The sequence below is a fragment of the Cupriavidus sp. 22TCCZM04-2 genome (genome assembly GCF_057798895.1).
Map to the genome: position 1 here is coordinate 42,103 of NZ_JBYOJS010000012.1, position 16,808 is coordinate 58,910.

The window sequence follows — 16,808 nt, forward strand, 5'->3', positions numbered from 1 at the left end:
CGGTCAGGAGAAGGCGGCCTCTTCGGCGGCCTGCCGGCCGGCAATCAGCCGATCGATGACCTCGCGGCCCCACGCCAGCCCCGCGCGGCTGGCGTCGGCGGCGCAGGCAAAGCGCACGCCAGCGTCCGGGTCCACGAAGGGCAGGGCGTGGCCGTGCTGCCAGATGCGCGCGCGCAGCGTCCACCAGCCATCGTGCTGGCCCCCGTAGCGCAAGGCTACGATATGGATGCGGTAGCCACGATAGCTGTCGCTATGCTCGTGTGATCCGCTCGGCATGGCTGCTGGAATTCAGCGCAAGCTCGCTGCCTGCTGCGGCACGGCGCCAGGCCTGTGCCACTCCTGCGAGATATCGGGGAACACCTCGCATTCGCCGCGCACGATATTCTCGATCGTGGCGCAGACGCCCGCGGTGCCGCGGGGCCCCACGCAGACCAGGCTGCGCGGATGGTCGGTGTGCTGCGGGATTGCGTAGACGTGCATACCCTCCCGGAACAGAGGGTGCCTGGACAGGCGCTCGTTCATCAACTCGACAAAGCGCTGCGGACTGACGACCGGCTTTTCCATAGCGGACTCCTGCGGCGCTGCCGTCGGGCGCATCTTAGGTGCACGGGGGCCGGCAAACGCGGTAGTAAAGGCCAGGAATATTTCGGGCAATGGCATGAGCCCCGCAGGATCGGGGTGGCCGGAGGAACGTGGAGAAAAAATGCCTCCACGTTGCCACTGCCAACGATTTCAGATTAGGCGATGCGCCCGGCGGAGAAAAGTTGCCGGACGCCACAGGTCACGACGGCCGCACTTCTCCGGCGGCGCGTGGCCCGTCGAGCATGTAATTGCCTGCCGCCCAGCAGGCGGCTTCCGCTTCGGCTTCGGAGTGGTAAGCCGAAGTGGCTTCGATGGTGCAGTCAGCATCCGCCGCGCCGCAGTGCTCTTCCATCACGATGCGCCAGGTGTACAAGCCGGGCGGATCTTCCAGGACATGGAGCACGAGGGTGCGGTGGCTGTCGGCGAGGGTGAGGGGCGCGGTCGACATGACGGTCTCCGATGACGGCGACGCCTAGATGCTAGCAATTGCGCGCGCCCAATACCAGCGTGGACGGGCTTCCTGGAGGGGCCTCGTGCAGCGCCGTGCATCTTCCGCCGCCGCGCGGTTTCCAGTATCGTCTGCTCCGGGGCGCCGGGTGGCGCCCGCTTCTCCGGACCCGCATGCCCATCTCGCCTCAACTTGCCGAACTGGTTGCGTCGCTGCGCGCACACTATGACACCGCCATCCTGCCGCACTGGACCGGCAAAGGCTGGAACGCCGACCTGCTGCTGCCCTATGAAGCGCTGGATGGCGCCAGCGGCGATGCCCTGCCGCCGGTGCGTTACCGGGCCATGGCCTGCGCGCGCCAGATCTATGTGTTTTCGGCCGCGGGCCAGCTCGACCACGCCGATACGCTGTTCGGTTCGCTGCAGGCCTACTTCAGCACCGGCGACGGCGGCTGGATCTACAGCGTCGATGCGGCAGGCATGCCGCTGGACCCGACGCGCGACCTTTATACGCATGCCTTCGTGATCTTCGCGTGCGCGCACTACTACGCCTGCGGCGGCAACGAGGACGCGTTGGCCATCCTGCAGGAAACGCGCGAGCTGGTCGAACAACGCTTTGCCGACGGTTTCGGGCTGTACCACGCGGCGCTATCGGAGTTTTACAAGGACAAGGGCGCGGGCGTGCAGCAGAACCCCATCATGCATTTGACCGAGGCCTACCTTGCGGCGCTGGAGGCTACCGGCGACCAGTGGTATGCCGTGCGTCTGCGCGAGATCGCCGCGGCCGTGCAGGGCCGGTTCGTGGATCCGGCCAGCGGTTGCATCGCCGAGCTGCCGCAGGAGACGGCGGGCAATCGCATCGAGCCCGGCCATCAGTTCGAGTGGTTTTCACTGGTCGCGGGCAACCCTGCGCTGTTCGAGGGCGCGCCGCTTGGCGCTTCGCTGCAGCGCGCCTTCGTTTTCGCGCAGGCGCATGGCGTAATCCCCGGCACGCTGGGCGTCAGCGCCGCGCTGAATGCCGATGGCAGCCTGCTCGATGGCACCGAGCGCATCTGGGCGCAGACGGAGTTCGCTCGCGCACTGGCCGTGGATGGGACACCAGAATCCCTGGCGACGCTGGAGGCCCAGTTGCGCCAGTACCGTAGCCGTTTCCTGCACGCGAGCGGCTGGCACGAATGCCTGGCCCCGTCCGGCGAAGTGGTGCGGGCCGAAATGCCGTCCACGTCGCCGTACCACCTCGCTACGGCATACGAGGCGCTGGACGAACTGGCGCAGCGCTAGCCGGCAATGCGGCGGCTGGCGGCGCGCAAATCGCTCTTCTGCAGCAGCCGCAGCAAGGTCTCGGCCGGCTGGCTCAGCCGGCGTGCCGACAACGAAATGAACTCCACCTCGGGCAGCGTCGGCAGGCGCTCCCAATTGAGCGGCGGCGCCACGCCTTCGCCGTAGAGATAGCGCGAGCGTACCGTCAGCCCGAGGCCACCGCGGGCAGCGGCAAGGCACCCGGAATGGCTGCTGCTACTGCAGACCACCTGCCACTGGCAGCCCGCCTTGGCCAGGGTATCGAGCACGACCGAGCGCGTCACGCTCGGTTCGTGCACCAGGATCAGCGGCAATGGCTGGGACAGGTCCACCAGGGTCCCGGGGCGTGCGAGCCACTCCAGCGAGCCGCGAAACAGCGGTACGCCGCGGCGGTCGCCCTGGCGGCGCTTGCCGAGCATCAGATCGAGCGCGCCGGCATCCATCAGTTCGTACAGCTTGCTGGTCATGGCGATGGTGATTTCCATCTCCACGTCGGGATGCGTATTGCGGAATGCCGACAGCACGCCCGACAGCGGCCCCTGCGCCAGGTCCTCCGAAGTTCCGAGCCGGACACGGCCGCGCAACCGGGGCGCGGTGAACTGCGACTCCGCGCGTGCAATCGCCTCCAGGATCAGCCGCGCATGCACGAGCAGGGCTTCGCCGTCGGGCGTCATCGACAGCGAGTGCGTATCGCGGATAAACAGGCGGCGCCCGACGCTTTGCTCCAGCCGCCGGATATGGTCGCTGACGCTCGACTGCGACAGGTCCAGCTGCCGGCCGGCCTCGGAGAAACTGCGCGAGGCCGCCACCGTGGCGAAGGTCTGGATCCAGACAGGGTTGAGCATGGGAATGTTGTCATCGGAGAATACGATGGCAGTCAGTATATCTGGCAGGGTTCCCGATTGGCTGGCGGTAGCTATGATCGATTCCATGACACGGCTGCCAAGGCCTTGCGGATCGTCTCCCGCCTGCACGCCGTGCCAAGCACATGCCTCGCCCCCCCCATGAGCCAAGCTTCCACTACTCCCTCTCTCAAGGCCATGTTGTGGATCGTCGCTGCGGGTTTCTTCATGCAGACGCTCGATACCACCATCGTCAATACCGCATTGCCGTCGATGGCGCACAGCCTCGGGCGCAAGCCGCTGGACCTGCAACCGGTGGTGGTGGCCTACACGCTTACCATGGCCATGCTCACGCCGGCGTCCGGCTGGTTGGCGGACCGCTTCGGCACGCGGCGGGTCTACTTCAGCGCCATCCTGATCTTCGTGCTGGGGTCGTTGTTCTGCGCCGGCGCGCAGACGTTGCCGCAACTGGTGATCGCGCGCGTGGTGCAGGGCATCGGCGGCTCCATGCTGCTGCCAATCGGCCGGCTCGCCGTGCTGCGCAATGTATCGGGCGAGCAGTACATCGCCGCGCTGGCCTTCGTCTCGATCGCCGGACAGGTGGGCCCGATCTTCGGGCCCGTGCTGGGTGGCTGGCTGGTACAGCACGTCTCCTGGCACTGGATCTTCCTGATCAATGTGCCGGTCGGCGTGGTCGGCCTGCTGGCCGTACGCCGCTACCTGCCCGGGGGCGACACGGCCGGCGCGCCGCCGTTCGACCGGATTGGCTGCGGACTGCTGTCGCTGTGCATGGTGGCGTTCTCGCTCGCCCTGGATGCGCAGGCGAGCCACGCTGGCTGGAACGCGGGGCTTGCCGCGCTCAGCGTGGCCGCCGCGCTGCTGTATATCCCCCATGCGCGCCGCAGCCGCGCGCCACTGTTCCGGCTGGCGCTGTTCCGCGAGCCGAATTTCAGCGTGGGGCTGGCTGGCAATCTCGTCTGCCGCATCGGTTCCGGCGCGGTGCCGTTCCTGCTGCCGCTGCTGATGCAAATGCAGCTTGGCTACTCGCCGTTCCACGCCGGCCTGATGCTGCTGCCGGCCGCGCTGGCGGGGACGCTGTCCAAGCGCTGGATCGTGCCGCTGGTGACGCGCTTCGGCTATGAGAAGTTCTTGCTGGTAAACACGGCGCTGGTGGGGGCGTCGATCGCATCGTTCGGGGCGATGTCGCCGGGTTGGCCGCTGGCGCTGTCCATTGCTCAGCTCGCGCTGTTCGGCGCGACCAACTCGATGCAGTTCGCGGCGATGAACAGTGTGACGCTCAAGGGCCTGAGCGTAGAGGATGCAGGAAGCGGCAACAGCCTGTTTTCGATGGTGCAGATGCTGGCCATCGGCCTGGGCGTGACCGTGGGCGGCGGACTGGTGACGATGTTCAGCGCGCAGTTCGGGGAGGCCGGTCCGGCCTTCCGGTTGGCCTTTGTCGTGGTGGGCACGATCACGCTGCTGTCGGCGCTGGTGTTCCGGCGGCTCGATGTGGCGGAACTCGGCAAGGGAAGGCGTGCGGCACGCGCTGCCGCGCGCACGCCATGAATGCGCCGCAATCAGGCCGCGTTGGTCTTGCGTCCCACGTTGCGGATCAGCTGCGTGACACGCGCCTGGTACTGGTCGAAGAACTGGTTCGCCTGCTGCTGGGTGTCAACGGGCCGGACCACGGTGCGTCCCTCCGCCTCCAGCTTGGCGCGTAGTTCAGGCTTGCTCAACGCTTCGCCGATAGCCTTGCGCAGCACCGTCACGCGATCGGCGGGCGTGCCTTGCTTGACGAAGTAGCCGCCGCTGATCATGTATTCGAAGTCAGGTACCGTCCGGCTTTGGGAAATCGGCGCAATGTGCTTCAGCGATGTGGGCAGCGTCTTGGAGAAGCTGGTCAGCACCTTCAAGCGGCCTTGCTGCTGCATGGCGTCGAAGCTCGACTGGTAGGGCAGGATCGCAAAGTCCACTTCGCCGCCTGCCAGTCCTTGCAGTGCCGGCGCGGCACCCTTGTACGGCACGTGCAGGAAGCTCAGGCCCAGGCGAGCGCCCAGCGCATCGCCCATCAGGTGGTAGATGGAGTCGATGCCGACGGTCGCGTAGGTCAGCGGCTTGCCCTTGTTCTGCTTCGCGTAGTCGATGAACTTGTCGAGCGTATCGGCGGGGATGCCGTTGCGGACCATCAGCACGATGTTGGCGTCGCTGATTGGCGCGGCCAGCATGAAGTCCTGCGGCTTGTAGCGTGCGGCCGGGTTGAGCAGCGGGGCCAGGAAGACCTCGTTGATCGAGCCATGGAAGAAGGTGTAGCCATCGGCCGGCGCGGCCAGTACCTTGTTGGCCCCGATCAGTCCGGTGCCGCCGCCGTAGTTCTCGACCAGCACCTGCTGCTTGACGCTCTTGCTGATCGATTCACCGAAGATGCGTGCGGACGTGTCGCTGGCGCCCCCGGCCGGGTAGGGCACCACGAGCGAGAGCGGCTTGGTCGGAAAGCTGTCGGCCGCGAACGCAGGCAGGCCGCCGAGCGCGGTGCTGCCTGCGGCGAATCCTGCGTATTGGAGAAAGCGGCGGCGGTTGAGCGAATGCATGGTTGTCCCGTTCTTGGTTTGTTTTCAGGCTGGTGGTTGGTTCAGGCCAGGCAGCTCTGCGCCAGGTGCGCCCAGAATGCGGCGCCCACGGGCAAGGCCTTGTCGTTGAAGTCATAGAGCGGGTTGTGGACCATGCAGCCGCCATCCTCGCCCAGGCCGTTGCCGAGCCTGACGTAAGCGCCGGGGCGATGTTCGAGCATGTAGGCGAAGTCCTCGCTGCCCATGACCGGCGGGCGCTCCACGACGTTGGCCGCACCCACCAGCCGGATGGCGGCCTCGCGCGCGCGTTCGGTCTGCGCGGCATGGTTGACCAGCACCGGATACTTGCGTTCGTAGACGACCTCGGACTGCAGGCCGAAGCTCTCGGCCTGCGCGCTCACGAATTGCTGGATACGCGCTTCGACGAGCGTGCGTACCCGCGGATCGAGCGTGCGCACGCCGATCTTGATCAGCGCGCTTTCCGGCACGACGTTGTAAGTGGCGCCGGCCTGGATCGAGCCGACTGTGATCACGGCGGACTTGAGCGCATCGATTTCGCGGCTGACGATGGATTGCAGCCCCAGCACGATGCTGGCGGCGCACTGCATGGGGTCGATGCCGTGATGCGGCATGGCGCCGTGCGCGCCACGTCCGCGCAGCGTCACCGTGGCGCGGTCGAACGAGGCCATCGCGGGGCCGGTGCTGATGCCGATCTGGCCCACAGGCAACCCCGGGGAGTTGTGCAGCGCGTAGATTTCGTCGCACGGGAAGCGCTCGAACAAGCCATCCTCCAGCATGCGCAGCGCACCGCCTTCGTTTTCTTCCGCGGGCTGGAAGATGAGGTTCAGCGTGCCATTGAAATCGACGGACTCGGCCAGGTAGCGGGCCGCGCAGAGCAGGATGGCCGTATGGCCATCGTGCCCGCATGCATGCATCTTGCCGGGGAGGGTGCTCGCATAGTCCAGGCCGGTCTTCTCCTGGATCGGCAGTGCGTCCATGTCGGCGCGAATGCCGAGCGCCTTGGTCCCTGATCCCTTCTTCAGCTTGCCGACAAGGCCGGTGGTGCCCAGGCCGCGATGAACCTCGTAGCCCCATGCCATGAGGCATTCGGCGACGAGATCGCTGGTGCGGCGCTCCTCGAAGGCCAGTTCGGGATGTGCGTGAATCCTGCGGCGGATATCGACAAATTCCGGCGAAAGGGCCTGGATGGACTGCCGCAGGTCTGCAAGGCTGGATGGGTTCATGGGTTCGGCGAATGGGATCGTGTTCGTATTCTCGCTGCGCCGGCCCGCGGCATCCATGACAACAATTGCGGTAAAACGTTGTGTATATTGCAACGATCGCGAGACGAGGAGGGGAGAAAGATGGATGATGTCCTGGACCGCAAGCGTGCGCTGTGCCTGCTACAGATCATCGAGACCGGCTCGGTGCGCGGCGCGGCCGATGTGCTGGAACTGGACCCGTCAGTGGTGAGCCGCGCCGTGGCAAAACTGGAGCAGGACACCGGCCTGGCGCTGCTGGAGCGGCGTGGCCGGGGCGTAGTGGCGACGGATGCGGGGCGGCTGCTGGCGCTGTTCGCCAGGCGTCAGCAGGATCTGAGCGACACGTTCCTGGCGGAGGTCAATCACCTCAAGAACGCCCAGCGCGGCCACGTGGAAGTCGTTTTCGGCGAGGGCTTTATCGATCTGGTGCTGGAGCCGGTGCTGCGGGGGTTCCAGCACAAGTACCCGGATGTCACGTACAACATCCGCGTGGCGGGAACGGAAGAGACCGTGCGTTGCATCCTGGAAGACCTGGCGCATATCGGCCTGGTGTTCCAGCCGCCGGACGACGTGCGGCTTCGCTCGCACTATTCACGGCTGGCACCGATCCGCGTGCATGTGCGCAAGGACCATCCGCTGGCACGCAAGCGGGGCGCGCTGACGCTGGCCGACCTGGCGCCGCACCAGGGCGCATCCCTGACGGAATCGTTCGGCGTGCGCAAGCATATCCAGGCGGCCGAGGTCGAAGAGCACATCACGCTGAACCATATGCTCACCACCAACTCGTTCAAGGTGCTGTGGGAATTCGCCGCGCTCGGGCTGGGCTACATCATGACGCCGCGCTCGGTGCCGTTGAAGGGCGCGCAGTTCGATGATCTGGTGTCGTTGCCGCTTGCCAATCCGATTTTGAACAACAGCCGCATCCATGTGATTACCCGGACCGGGCGGCCGCTGTCACCGGTGGCGGACCGGCTGCTGCGTCATGTGGTGAAGGCGTTCCCGCGGGTTTGAGGCGATGGCTCGTTGCTACTCGTTGACGCCGTTCTCGCGCAACAGACGCTCGCATTCGTCGAGCATGTCGTGCGCGAACGCGGACTGGTAGTTCGGGTCCAGCGCTTCCATCATTTCGTGCGAGGCATAGAGCCCCGCTTCGCGCGACAGCGTCTGCGCCAGCTGGCGCGCGAACTGGTCGCTCAGTTCCGAGAGCAGGCGGCGCTCCGACAGGGCGAGTTGCAGCTTCGAGCGTGACAGCCATTCCCCCGCCAGCGTGGCGCCCTGCGCATCGGTGAGCCACTTGCCGTGTTCGTAGTAGGCGGACAGCCGCTCGGCCGTCAACGCAAACACGAGAGCCTTGCGGGTGTTGAAATCGATCTTCAGAAGCGGCGCTGCTTTCATGTTCATGGTGATGAGCGTGGTGCGGCTCAGCCTTGCGCCGATGGCTGCGTGATGCGGGCGAACGTGGCCTGGAGCCACGCGCCGATGGCGGCGATTTCTTCCATGCATACCGAATGGGGCATGGCATAGGTGTGCCATGACACCGGAATCCGGCGTGCCTGGAGGAAGTCGCGGGCCTGTTCGCCAAGCTGCAGCGGCACGACATCATCCTGCGTGCCGTGGGCGGCGAAGACGGGGATGGCAGCGTTGGCGGCGGTCGCTTGCGCTGCCAGCGTGTCCGGAGCCGGGATATACGTGGATAGGGCGACGATGCCTGCGAGCGCGTCCGGATGGGTGATGGCGGTGGTGTAGGCGATTGCGCCGCCCTGCGAAAAGCCGGCCAGCACGATGTGGTCCGTCGAGATACCGCGTGCATTCTCGCGCGCGATCAGCGCCCGGATCCGCTCGCACGACACCCGGATGCCCGTTTCATCGGCACGCCGTCCGGCTTCGTCGAACGAGTAGATGTCATACCAGGCCGGCATGAGATAACCGCCGTTGCAGGTGACGGGAATGGCCGGTGCATGGGGAAAGATGAAGCGCACGCCTGGCATGTCTCCCAGGCCAAGCTCGGAAACCACCGGCACGAAGTCATTGCCATCCGCGCCCAGGCCGTGCATCCAGATCACGGTGAAAGCGGGATTGGGCGCGGTCTCGATCTCGATCGCGGGCAGCAGTTCGTTCATGGGGGCTCCTGTGTGACGGTCCGCCAGCCGGCTTGCGCGGCGGGCAGCGCGAGTATCGCACAGGTCGGCACGCGTTCCCGCGAGCCGTGCGGTGCTATCAATGACCGGCGGAGTACGAGGGACTCCGCCGTGGGTCAGGCAATTTGCCCCGCATGCTGCCGCGCTAGGCGGCCGAGGGCACGATCGGGACGGTGGTCAGTCCTGGCGCGACACGCGGTGCCGAGAAGGTCTCGATGGCAGCCGGCGCGGCGGCGCGGCGCTTGTCCACCACGTCCTCGACGCCCTTGGTCGCCACGTCTTCCAGGAACGCGACCATGTCGCGATAGTAGGCGACCTGCATTTGCGCCTCGAGCAGGCGTCGCTCAGCCTGGAACAACGTCAGCCTCATGTCTTGCAGTTCCCTTTCGGCAATCTTTTCCGGGGTCGGCGGACTGAACCAGTTTGCGAGCCAACGCATGGCATTTCCTCCAATGCTGTTCAACAGCGAAGAACCGATGCTTTTGCCATGAGAACAAATATAGACAAGAAATCGGGAAAAGAATCTCAGCCTGCCCATGCGTAGCGCCTCGCCCACAAGGATGATTGCCGCGATGCGCAGACTCGGTTAGATTGTCGGGCCCCGATCGAGGCGGTCCCTGCGGCCAAGCATGAATGCGATCACGGGCGCCCAGTACGCCTCCATGTGCTCGGCCAGGATAGCCGCGTCATGCGGCATGCCATCAAACAAGACCAGTTCCTGAAGATTCGCAGCCGCCTGCGCAAGACGTTCCGCATGGGCCAGTGGAAGGACCTGGTCGTCGCGGCTGTGCACGAGCATCAGCGGCAATCCGATCCGGCGCAGGCGCGCCGCGTTGTTCCACGGATCCGGCAGCAGCCACGCCAGCCGCGCGGGCACACGGCCGGTCTGGACGGCGGCGGCACGCGCGGAACTGAAACCCGAGGCGATGATCATCGCGTCAGGGGCCGGCGTGAACCCCCGCGCGACATCCAGCAACACCCCGGACCCCAGCGAGTGGCCGAGAACGTAGTGCCGCGTTGCGTCCGGCGTTGCCGCCCGGAACATTCGATAGGCTGCGCGTGCGTCTTCACGCAGGTGCCTGACGCTGGGGCGTCCGCTGCTCGCGCCGTAGCCACTGTAATCGAATATGAAGCTGCTGATGCCAGAATGCGCCAGCATGGCTTGCACGGGCGCCCAGTCGGACAGGCATTCGTCGTCGCCGTGGCACACCATCAGCGCCGGTGCCTGCCCGTGTTCCGCTGGCGCGTAAGCGGCATGGAGCAGGCGGGCGCCGCTGCGAAACGTGCTGTGTCGCAGCGTGGCATCGGGTTGATCCGGCCCCGGGGGCGCAATGCTAGGCGTGACGAACGCCTCGCCTTCGACTGCGCGGAACAGCAGGTGGCGTGCAAGCCCGGCCAATACGGCAATGCCGGCCGTACTGGCCAGCCAGCGGGGAAGCGGAGAATGGCGAGGAGGCTGCATGGTTGCCGGTGTGCTCGGATGCCCGTCAAGGCTATCAGGTGTCGCGCAATTGGCACAGCCAGAAGTGTGAGGCGATCGACCTGCACAGGCTCGCCCGTCATCGGAACATCCGCTATCAGGCCGATAGAAAAGTTTTTCCTTGACTATCTACCTAGTAGTAGATAGCATTGGGGTCATGGAAGCGCTGCTCCACCGGCAAAGAAAAGAAAGGCCGGTTCTGCAACGGGACCATCGCAATACCGTGAAAGCGGTCTTTTTTTAGGTCAGGTCATCTATCTACTAGTAGATGCGAGATCGAAGAGAGACCCCAGCAGAGAACCGATTCCGCGACGCCCCAGGGGAAGGTCGCCAGCCAAGGAGCCCATCATGAATGCCAAGTTCGCCAAGACCATCATCACTGCCGCAACCCTTGCCGCCGCGCTCGCCAGCGGTGTCGCCCAGGCTTCGGGCCCGCGCGACAGCCACTTCGCCGGCGACAAGTACGGCTACAGCTTCCGCGTCGGCAAGACCGATCCGTTCACCGACGGCGCCAAGGTTGGTAAGTTCGACCCATACACTGATGGTGCCAAGGTCGGCAAGACCGACCCGTACACGGACGGCGCCCGCACTGTAGCGGGTCTGGATACGCGCGGTGTGTCGGCCACGCCGGCGCGCAGCGTTGATCCGTACCTGGACGGCGCCAAGGTTGGCAAGTTCGACCCGTACACCGACGGTGCCCGCACTGTAGCGGGTCTGGATACACGCGGCGTATCGGCCACGCCGGGCCGCAGCGCGGATCCGTATCTGGACGGTGCCAAGGTTGGCAAATTCGACCCGTACACCGACGGCGCGCTCGCCTGAACGTCTGCCGGCCCTAGCAGGCCGGCGGCTTTTTTTCGCCACGGAGGCCAGGTCCATGCATGACCTGGCTGGCCGCAATGGAGTCCATCATGAATGTGCGTGACAGTATCCTTCTGCTCGGCGGATGGTTGCTGGTCTGCGTGACGAGTGGCTCGATGATCACCTTCGCCGCGCAGGTCCTGCCAGGTTAAGCCGCCTGATTGAACCGATTTACCATGGCACGCCCCGGTTACGCCGGGGCTGTGTCCGTCGGGGCATCGGCAAATCCAGGTTCACGGGTCTCCCGGCACCGGTCCTAAGGGATTACCCGCGCCTTCAGGCGTTCTCCTTGAGCGTCTATCTTCATGTAGATAAACTGGCCTCATGAAAACGCAAACCGTACGAGAGCAACTGCTCGAGCACACGCTCGTCCTGATTCGGCGCCGGGGCTTCAATGGCTTCAGCTACCGGGACCTGGCCGAACTGGTCGGCGTCAAGACGTCGAGCATCCACTATTACTTTCCGACCAAGGACGATCTCGTCCTGGAGGCCGTCAAGACATATAGCGCGGCCATGTCCGAACGCCTGCGGTCGATCGATACCACGCTGCCCGTGACCGAGCAGGCCGCCATCTACCTAGCCCCCTTCCGCGCCAGCTGCGGTTCGGACCAGATCTGCCTGTGCGGCATGCTGTCGGCCGAGACCTTGTGCCTGCCCGAGTCCGTCCACGAATTGCTGCAGACTTTCTTCCTGATGAACGAGCGGTGGCTGACTGGCTTGCTGGAACGTGCCCAGCCGCAACGGACGACGCCGTTCCCGGTGCCGCCTGCGCGCCTGGCACAGGTCGTGTTCGGTTCGCTACAAAGCGGATTGATTTCGGCGCGCCTGTTCGGTACGTCCGACCGGGTCGAATCTGCCGCGGATACCCTGCTGGCTGCCGTAGCCGGTTAACGCCTACGTCAGATAGCCCGGCGTAAAGCTGCCATGTGGCGAATGCTGCATGGCAGTTTTTGTTTGCGGGAATGGGCATCGATGCAAGGCCGCCCCGCTGGCGCTTGAGGGCGTCCATATCGTTATTTAACAAGAGGTTAAAGCCATCGTGGGTTGCCTATCGGTGCGATAGGAATCTTTTTCCTTGACTATCTACCTAGTAGTAGATAGTATTTAGCTCATGGAAGCGCTGCTGCACCGGCAAGGAAAAAAGCCGGTCCTGCAACGGGACCATCGCAATACCGTGAAGACGGTCTTTTTTTGAATCAGGTTATCTATCTACTAGTAGATGTGCGATCAAAAGAGGACCCGAGATTGAACCGAAACCAGGCGACGCCTACCGGGAGGTCGCCAGCCCAGGAGCCCATCATGAATGCCAAGTTCGCCAAGACCGTTATCACTGCAGCCACCCTTGCCGCCGCACTCGCCACTGGCCTCGCGCAGGCCGCCACACCGAGCGGCAGCGGTTCTGCCGGCGACACCTATGGCTACAACTACCGCGTCGGCAAGGTCGATGCATTCACCGACGGCGCCAAGGTTGGCAAGTTCGACCCGTACACCGATGGCGCACGCGTCGGCAAGCCTGACCCGTACACCGACGGTGCCAAAATCGGCAAGACCGACCCGTACACGGACGGTGCCCGTACGGTAGCCGGGCTGGATACGCGTGGTGTCTCGGCTACGCCGGCACGCAGCGTTGATCCGTACCTGGACGGTGCCAAGGTCGGCAAGACCGACCCGTACACCGACGGCGCGCGCACGGTAGCCGGTCTCGATACGCGTGGTGTCTCGGCATCGCCCGCACGCAGCGCTGACCCGTACCTGGACGGCGCCAGGGTCGGCAAGTTCGACCCGTACACCGACGGCGCACTCGCCTGACCAGAGCGGCCGGCCTGTGGCCGGCCAACTGACATTCTCAGCGGCCGGTACGCCGCCCGCTCCCAAGGGGAACATCATGAGTTTGCGTGACAGCGCGCTGATACTGGTTGGATGGGTGGGGCTCTGCCTCTTCAGCGGTTCACTCATCACGCTACTCGCGCAGACGCTGCCGGCCTGACCGGCAGTCCATTGCAAGGGGTCTGAAGCCATGAAAACACTATCCGTTCGCGAACAGCTGATCGAGCACACGCTGGTGCTGATCCGTCGCAAGGGCTTCAATGGCTTCAGCTATCGCGACCTCGCCGAACTGGTGGGCGTCAAGACCTCGAGCATTCACTACTATTTCCCGTCCAAGGACGATCTCGTGCTCGAGGCGGTGCGTGAATACAGCGCCCGCGTCCAGGAGCGCATCCGCGCGATCGACACCCGGCTGCCCCCCGCGGAACAGGCCCGGCAATACCTGGAGCCGGTCCGCACGGCCTTCGGCACCGATCAGGCCTGCCTGGTGGGCATGCTGTCGGCCGATGTGCTGTCGCTCTCCGAGCCGGTGCGCGCGACGATGCGCGAGTACGTTCACATGCATGAGACGTGGCTGACCGGCTTGTTCGAACGCGCCCAGCCACTGCGCGACAAGCCGTATCCGGTGCCGCCCGCGCAGTTGGCCCAAGTGGTCTACGGCTCGCTGCAGAACGGGCTCATGGCCGCACGGCTGTTCGGCACGCATGAGCGTCTCGAGGCTGCCGCGGCCGTGCTGGCCGGGGTCATGCCGTAAGCGCGAGCTGGCGCGCCACCGTGTCGCACAGCCAGTCGGGATCATCATGCGGCAGGTCATGACCCGCCCATGGGTGGCGTAGCAGCGGCACCTTCCACGTGCGCGCCAGATGGGCGGAGCAGACCGGGTCGACCAGACGGTCCGCATCCGAAGCGATCAGCAGGATGGACGGGCAGGGCGGCCGTCGATCGGCGCGGTAACGCGCAGCCGCCAGCAGTTGCCGTAGCGCCGAACTTCGGCTGACTGGCGCGCTTGTTGCGATTTGCCTCCACGCCTGGATGTCGGCCTCTTTCGCATCGCTGCGTGCGCAGGTCAGCCGGTGGATGGCGGGTTCACAATAGTCCCGGTTCTCCCAGGCGGCAGCCATGCGCAGCAAGTCAGGCCAGTTGGCTGGACGCAGGCGCTGCGTCATGGTGCTGAAGGGCCGCATGCTGGTGTTGATCAGGACCAGCGCGGCCACCTCGTCGGGAAACCGGCGCGCCCATTCCGCCGCCACCATCGCACCGAGGGACATCGCCAGCACCCGGCAGTGTCGCAACTGTCCTGCCTGTCTCATGCTGTCCCGGACCGACGCGACGAGTCCCCGCACGCTCGCTGGTGATATTTCATGGCAGAGCGTGCCATTGCCGGGCAGGTCCAGCGTCAGCGGCGTGCCGAGCCCGGCCGCCTGCCATCGCTGGGGCAGCGTGCCCCAGTGCCGACTTTCGCGCGTGAGGCCGCGCAGGAATACCCAGTCCGTCATGGATTCGGCCGCCGGTTCCAGTGCGCTCGGGCCTGCTCCTGCAAGGCTATACGGCGCTCGCCGGTCGGCAGCCAGCGCTGCGGTGCAAAGGCGATGCGGCCAAGGAAATCGAACAGGCTCACATGGCGGCGCAGCACCCGCGCGGTGCGGTGTGCCTTGATCGGGTTGAAGATGCCATCGCGCGAGAACAGCTGCCGCGGATTCTTCTTGATCCACAGCCACGACCCCAGCTCCAGCGTCATCGGCAGGAAGAGGTTCTCCGGTGGCGCGAGGTCATACGCGTAGTCCCACAGGTCGCCGTGCAGCAGGTACTGGTGGCTCTGTGGCTCGAAAGCGTAGCCATGGTGCGGGTGCGCCTGCTCGAACATGGTCTTGAGCAGGTACATCTCGGGCAGGTGCGGCATGGGGCGGTGCGTACGCGCATACGGGAACCAGATGCTGTCGCGCCAGCCGTAGCCCGAGTGGCAATCCACCGCGAAGCTGAGCGGCCGCGACAGCAGCTCGCTTTGCACCACCCTCAGCAAGGCCTGGCTTTCCGCTTCCATCGGGCGACCCGCCTGGCCGCGAAACCATGGCAGCCAGGCGCCGATGCGCTGGCCGCCGGCCAGGAACGGCACGCGCGCGTCGGCGTCCTGCGGCGCATTGCGCATCAGGTCGACGCCGTTGGGGTTGGCGCGGGTGGCGGCCCACATGCCGCCCGGGTTGACGATGGGCATGAAGACCAGCCGCACCGACTGCAGTTCCTCGTGCAGCAACTCATCCCACTCCAGGCGCCAGAGCAGCGAACGCAGGTAGTCAAGCACGAGTTGCGTGCCGATGCGCTCCAGCCCGTGAATGCCGCCGAAGATGCCGATTGCCGGCGCGTCGGGTGCCGTGGCGCCGACGGTGGCCGCATAGACCGAGAAGCGATGGCCGCGCACCGAGGTTTCGCAAACCGCGCGCGCGTCCAGCACGCGGCTGCCCGCATCCAGCAGGCCCAGCAGCTGTTCATATTCGGCAAAAGCGGCGTGCTCGCTCATGGCACCAATATAGGCGCTGGGCGGCATGGCGGCCACGTGGCCGCCGGGCAGGGCGCGCCCCGCATCGCTCAGGCGGCCTGTGCCTGCGGGTCAGGCGCCACGGCTTTCACGCATTCCAGGAAGGCGCCCACCAGGCGCGTATGGCGCCGGCTTTCCAGGCAGTAAAGGTATTCATGCAGGATGGGCGGGCGCTGCGCAAACGGCACGATGCGCAGCGTCGGGTCGCGCGGCACCTCGCCGGCGGGCATGACGCTCGCGCCGAGGTTCTGCCGGATGGCCTCGTAGATGGCCTCGCGGCTGCCGATGACCATATGGCGCGGCAGCTCCTGGCCGCAGGCGGACAGCGCCGCCTCGGTGGCCTGGCGGGTCATCGAACCATGCTCGCGCACGAGCAGGTGGCATTCGGCGAGCCGGGCGATATCGACATGCGGCAGCCGCCCGAACGGGTGGTCCGCATGGACCACGAGCACCATCGGATCGGAAGCCAGGCGGGTACGCGCCAGCCTGCCATCCTCGACGGCGTGCGAGGAGACCGCGGCGTCGATGCGGTACTCCAGCAGCGCCTCGATCATCTGCTGCGAATTGCCGATCCCGATGCTGACCTCGACCGCCGGGAAGCGTTGCCGGAACGCGGCCACGCTGCGCAGGATGTAGTAGGGGCCGGTTGCGCCAATGCGCAGGTTGCCGAAACGCAGGTTCCCGGCGTTGCGCAGCAGATAGTCGGCATTGCTTTCCTGTTGCATCAGCTGCTCCACCACCGGCATCAGCGCGACACCGACGTCGCTCAGGTCGATCCGGCTCGCACGGCGATAGAACAGCTCCACGCCATAGGCATCCTCCAGCTGGCGGATGCGCGCCGTGACCGTGGGCTGGCTCACGCCAAGTTGCCTGGCAGCCGTGGTAATGCTGCCCTGGCGTGCCACTTCGAAGAAGGTCGTGAGAAGGTCGCCGAGCATGGGATAAGAGGGCAGGGAAAGGTAGCGGGCGC

The 16,808-nt window shown here is 65.6% G+C and carries 21 protein-coding genes; 8 read left to right on the top strand and 13 right to left on the bottom strand.

The features are described from left to right. Positions 1-3: 3 nt before the first annotated feature. From AC3FKG_RS18210 to AC3FKG_RS18220, 3 genes are all read right to left on the bottom strand, one after another. Entirely contained in the window at positions 4-276 is a 273-nt protein-coding gene (locus tag AC3FKG_RS18210; protein ID WP_483714188.1) for a hypothetical protein, read from the bottom strand. A 12-nt stretch (positions 277-288) separates the two neighbouring features. Continuing rightward, positions 289-564: a hypothetical protein gene (locus AC3FKG_RS18215; RefSeq protein ID WP_483714189.1), complete on the bottom strand. Its 276-nt coding sequence runs from the start codon at positions 562-564 to the stop codon at positions 289-291. Positions 565-781: 217 nt separating this feature from the next. After that, on the bottom strand, positions 782-1,030 hold the full coding sequence (locus AC3FKG_RS18220) for a hypothetical protein (protein ID WP_483714190.1): 249 nt from the start codon (positions 1,028-1,030) through the stop codon (positions 782-784). A gap of 173 nt (positions 1,031-1,203) precedes the next feature. On the opposite strand from AC3FKG_RS18220, the gene AC3FKG_RS18225 reads away from it, so the two are divergent. Further along, positions 1,204-2,310 (top strand): AGE family epimerase/isomerase, encoded by a 1,107-nt coding sequence (locus tag AC3FKG_RS18225; RefSeq protein ID WP_483714191.1) that lies wholly within the window; start codon positions 1,204-1,206, stop codon positions 2,308-2,310. Here the strand turns inward: AC3FKG_RS18225 and AC3FKG_RS18230 are convergent. Then, positions 2,307-3,173 (bottom strand): LysR family transcriptional regulator, encoded by an 867-nt coding sequence (locus tag AC3FKG_RS18230; RefSeq protein ID WP_488743784.1) that lies wholly within the window; start codon positions 3,171-3,173, stop codon positions 2,307-2,309. The two genes, AC3FKG_RS18225 and AC3FKG_RS18230, sit on opposite strands and share 4 nt — an antisense overlap. Positions 3,174-3,332: 159 nt before the next feature. On the opposite strand from AC3FKG_RS18230, the gene mdtD reads away from it, so the two are divergent. Further along, positions 3,333-4,736: a multidrug transporter subunit MdtD gene (gene mdtD, locus AC3FKG_RS18235; protein ID WP_488743785.1), complete on the top strand. Its 1,404-nt coding sequence runs from the start codon at positions 3,333-3,335 to the stop codon at positions 4,734-4,736. A gap of 11 nt (positions 4,737-4,747) precedes the next feature. Here the strand turns inward: mdtD and AC3FKG_RS18240 are convergent, their stop codons facing one another. Together AC3FKG_RS18240 and AC3FKG_RS18245 are read right to left on the bottom strand one after the other, a co-directional pair. Beyond that, positions 4,748-5,758 carry a Bug family tripartite tricarboxylate transporter substrate binding protein gene (locus tag AC3FKG_RS18240; RefSeq protein ID WP_488743786.1) on the bottom strand — a complete coding sequence of 337 codons (1,011 nt, stop codon included), beginning with the start codon at positions 5,756-5,758 and terminating at the stop codon, positions 4,748-4,750. Between the two features lie 41 nt (positions 5,759-5,799). Continuing rightward, on the bottom strand, positions 5,800-6,981 hold the full coding sequence (locus AC3FKG_RS18245) for a M20 aminoacylase family protein (protein WP_488743787.1): 1,182 nt from the start codon (positions 6,979-6,981) through the stop codon (positions 5,800-5,802). A gap of 120 nt (positions 6,982-7,101) precedes the next feature. Between AC3FKG_RS18245 and AC3FKG_RS18250 the strand changes: the two genes are divergently transcribed. Then, positions 7,102-8,010, top strand: coding sequence for a LysR family transcriptional regulator (locus AC3FKG_RS18250; RefSeq protein WP_488743788.1), 909 nt, complete (start codon positions 7,102-7,104; stop codon positions 8,008-8,010). A 15-nt stretch (positions 8,011-8,025) separates the two neighbouring features. Here the strand turns inward: AC3FKG_RS18250 and AC3FKG_RS18255 are convergent, their stop codons facing one another. The 4 genes from AC3FKG_RS18255 to AC3FKG_RS18270 all read right to left on the bottom strand — a co-directional run bounded on the left by AC3FKG_RS18255 (position 8,026) and on the right by AC3FKG_RS18270 (position 10,599). Continuing rightward, the gene (locus tag AC3FKG_RS18255; RefSeq protein ID WP_483714496.1) at positions 8,026-8,394 is read right to left on the bottom strand and encodes a hypothetical protein; all 369 of its coding nucleotides are present in this window, start codon (positions 8,392-8,394) and stop codon (positions 8,026-8,028) included. A gap of 26 nt (positions 8,395-8,420) precedes the next feature. Further along, positions 8,421-9,119 (bottom strand): alpha/beta hydrolase, encoded by a 699-nt coding sequence (locus AC3FKG_RS18260; protein ID WP_488743789.1) that lies wholly within the window; start codon positions 9,117-9,119, stop codon positions 8,421-8,423. Positions 9,120-9,282: 163 nt separating this feature from the next. Beyond that, a complete protein-coding gene (locus AC3FKG_RS18265; protein ID WP_483714197.1) occupies positions 9,283-9,576 on the bottom strand; it encodes a hypothetical protein in 294 nt (97 codons plus the stop codon). A 147-nt stretch (positions 9,577-9,723) separates the two neighbouring features. After that, a complete protein-coding gene (locus tag AC3FKG_RS18270; RefSeq protein ID WP_488743790.1) occupies positions 9,724-10,599 on the bottom strand; it encodes an alpha/beta hydrolase in 876 nt (291 codons plus the stop codon). 366 nt (positions 10,600-10,965) lie between these two features. Between AC3FKG_RS18270 and AC3FKG_RS18275 the strand changes: the two genes are divergently transcribed. From AC3FKG_RS18275 to AC3FKG_RS18295, 5 genes are all read left to right on the top strand, one after another. Further along, positions 10,966-11,439, top strand: a complete 474-nt coding sequence (locus AC3FKG_RS18275; protein ID WP_483714199.1) for a copper resistance protein CopQ — start codon at positions 10,966-10,968, stop codon at positions 11,437-11,439. A gap of 59 nt (positions 11,440-11,498) precedes the next feature. Beyond that, positions 11,499-11,630, top strand: a complete 132-nt coding sequence (locus AC3FKG_RS18280; protein WP_483714200.1) for a hypothetical protein — start codon at positions 11,499-11,501, stop codon at positions 11,628-11,630. Positions 11,631-11,802: 172 nt separating this feature from the next. After that, positions 11,803-12,369 (top strand): TetR/AcrR family transcriptional regulator, encoded by a 567-nt coding sequence (locus AC3FKG_RS18285; protein ID WP_483714201.1) that lies wholly within the window; start codon positions 11,803-11,805, stop codon positions 12,367-12,369. A gap of 408 nt (positions 12,370-12,777) precedes the next feature. Continuing rightward, the gene (locus AC3FKG_RS18290) at positions 12,778-13,287 is read left to right on the top strand and encodes a copper resistance protein CopQ (RefSeq protein WP_483714202.1); all 510 of its coding nucleotides are present in this window, start codon (positions 12,778-12,780) and stop codon (positions 13,285-13,287) included. Between the two features lie 208 nt (positions 13,288-13,495). Continuing rightward, positions 13,496-14,059, top strand: a complete 564-nt coding sequence (locus AC3FKG_RS18295) for a TetR/AcrR family transcriptional regulator (protein WP_483714203.1) — start codon at positions 13,496-13,498, stop codon at positions 14,057-14,059. On the opposite strand, the gene AC3FKG_RS18300 is transcribed toward AC3FKG_RS18295, so the two are convergent. The 3 genes from AC3FKG_RS18300 to AC3FKG_RS18310 form a co-directional block, all read right to left on the bottom strand. After that, entirely contained in the window at positions 14,049-14,801 is a 753-nt protein-coding gene (locus tag AC3FKG_RS18300) for an alpha/beta fold hydrolase (protein ID WP_488743791.1), read from the bottom strand. The two genes, AC3FKG_RS18295 and AC3FKG_RS18300, sit on opposite strands and share 11 nt — an antisense overlap. Then, positions 14,798-15,820, bottom strand: coding sequence for a M14 family zinc carboxypeptidase (locus AC3FKG_RS18305; RefSeq protein WP_483714497.1), 1,023 nt, complete (start codon positions 15,818-15,820; stop codon positions 14,798-14,800). Before AC3FKG_RS18305 ends, AC3FKG_RS18300 begins: the two co-directional genes overlap by 4 nt. Positions 15,821-15,888: 68 nt before the next feature. Further along, the gene (locus AC3FKG_RS18310; RefSeq protein ID WP_488743792.1) at positions 15,889-16,776 is read right to left on the bottom strand and encodes a LysR substrate-binding domain-containing protein; all 888 of its coding nucleotides are present in this window, start codon (positions 16,774-16,776) and stop codon (positions 15,889-15,891) included. Positions 16,777-16,808 lie beyond the last annotated feature (32 nt).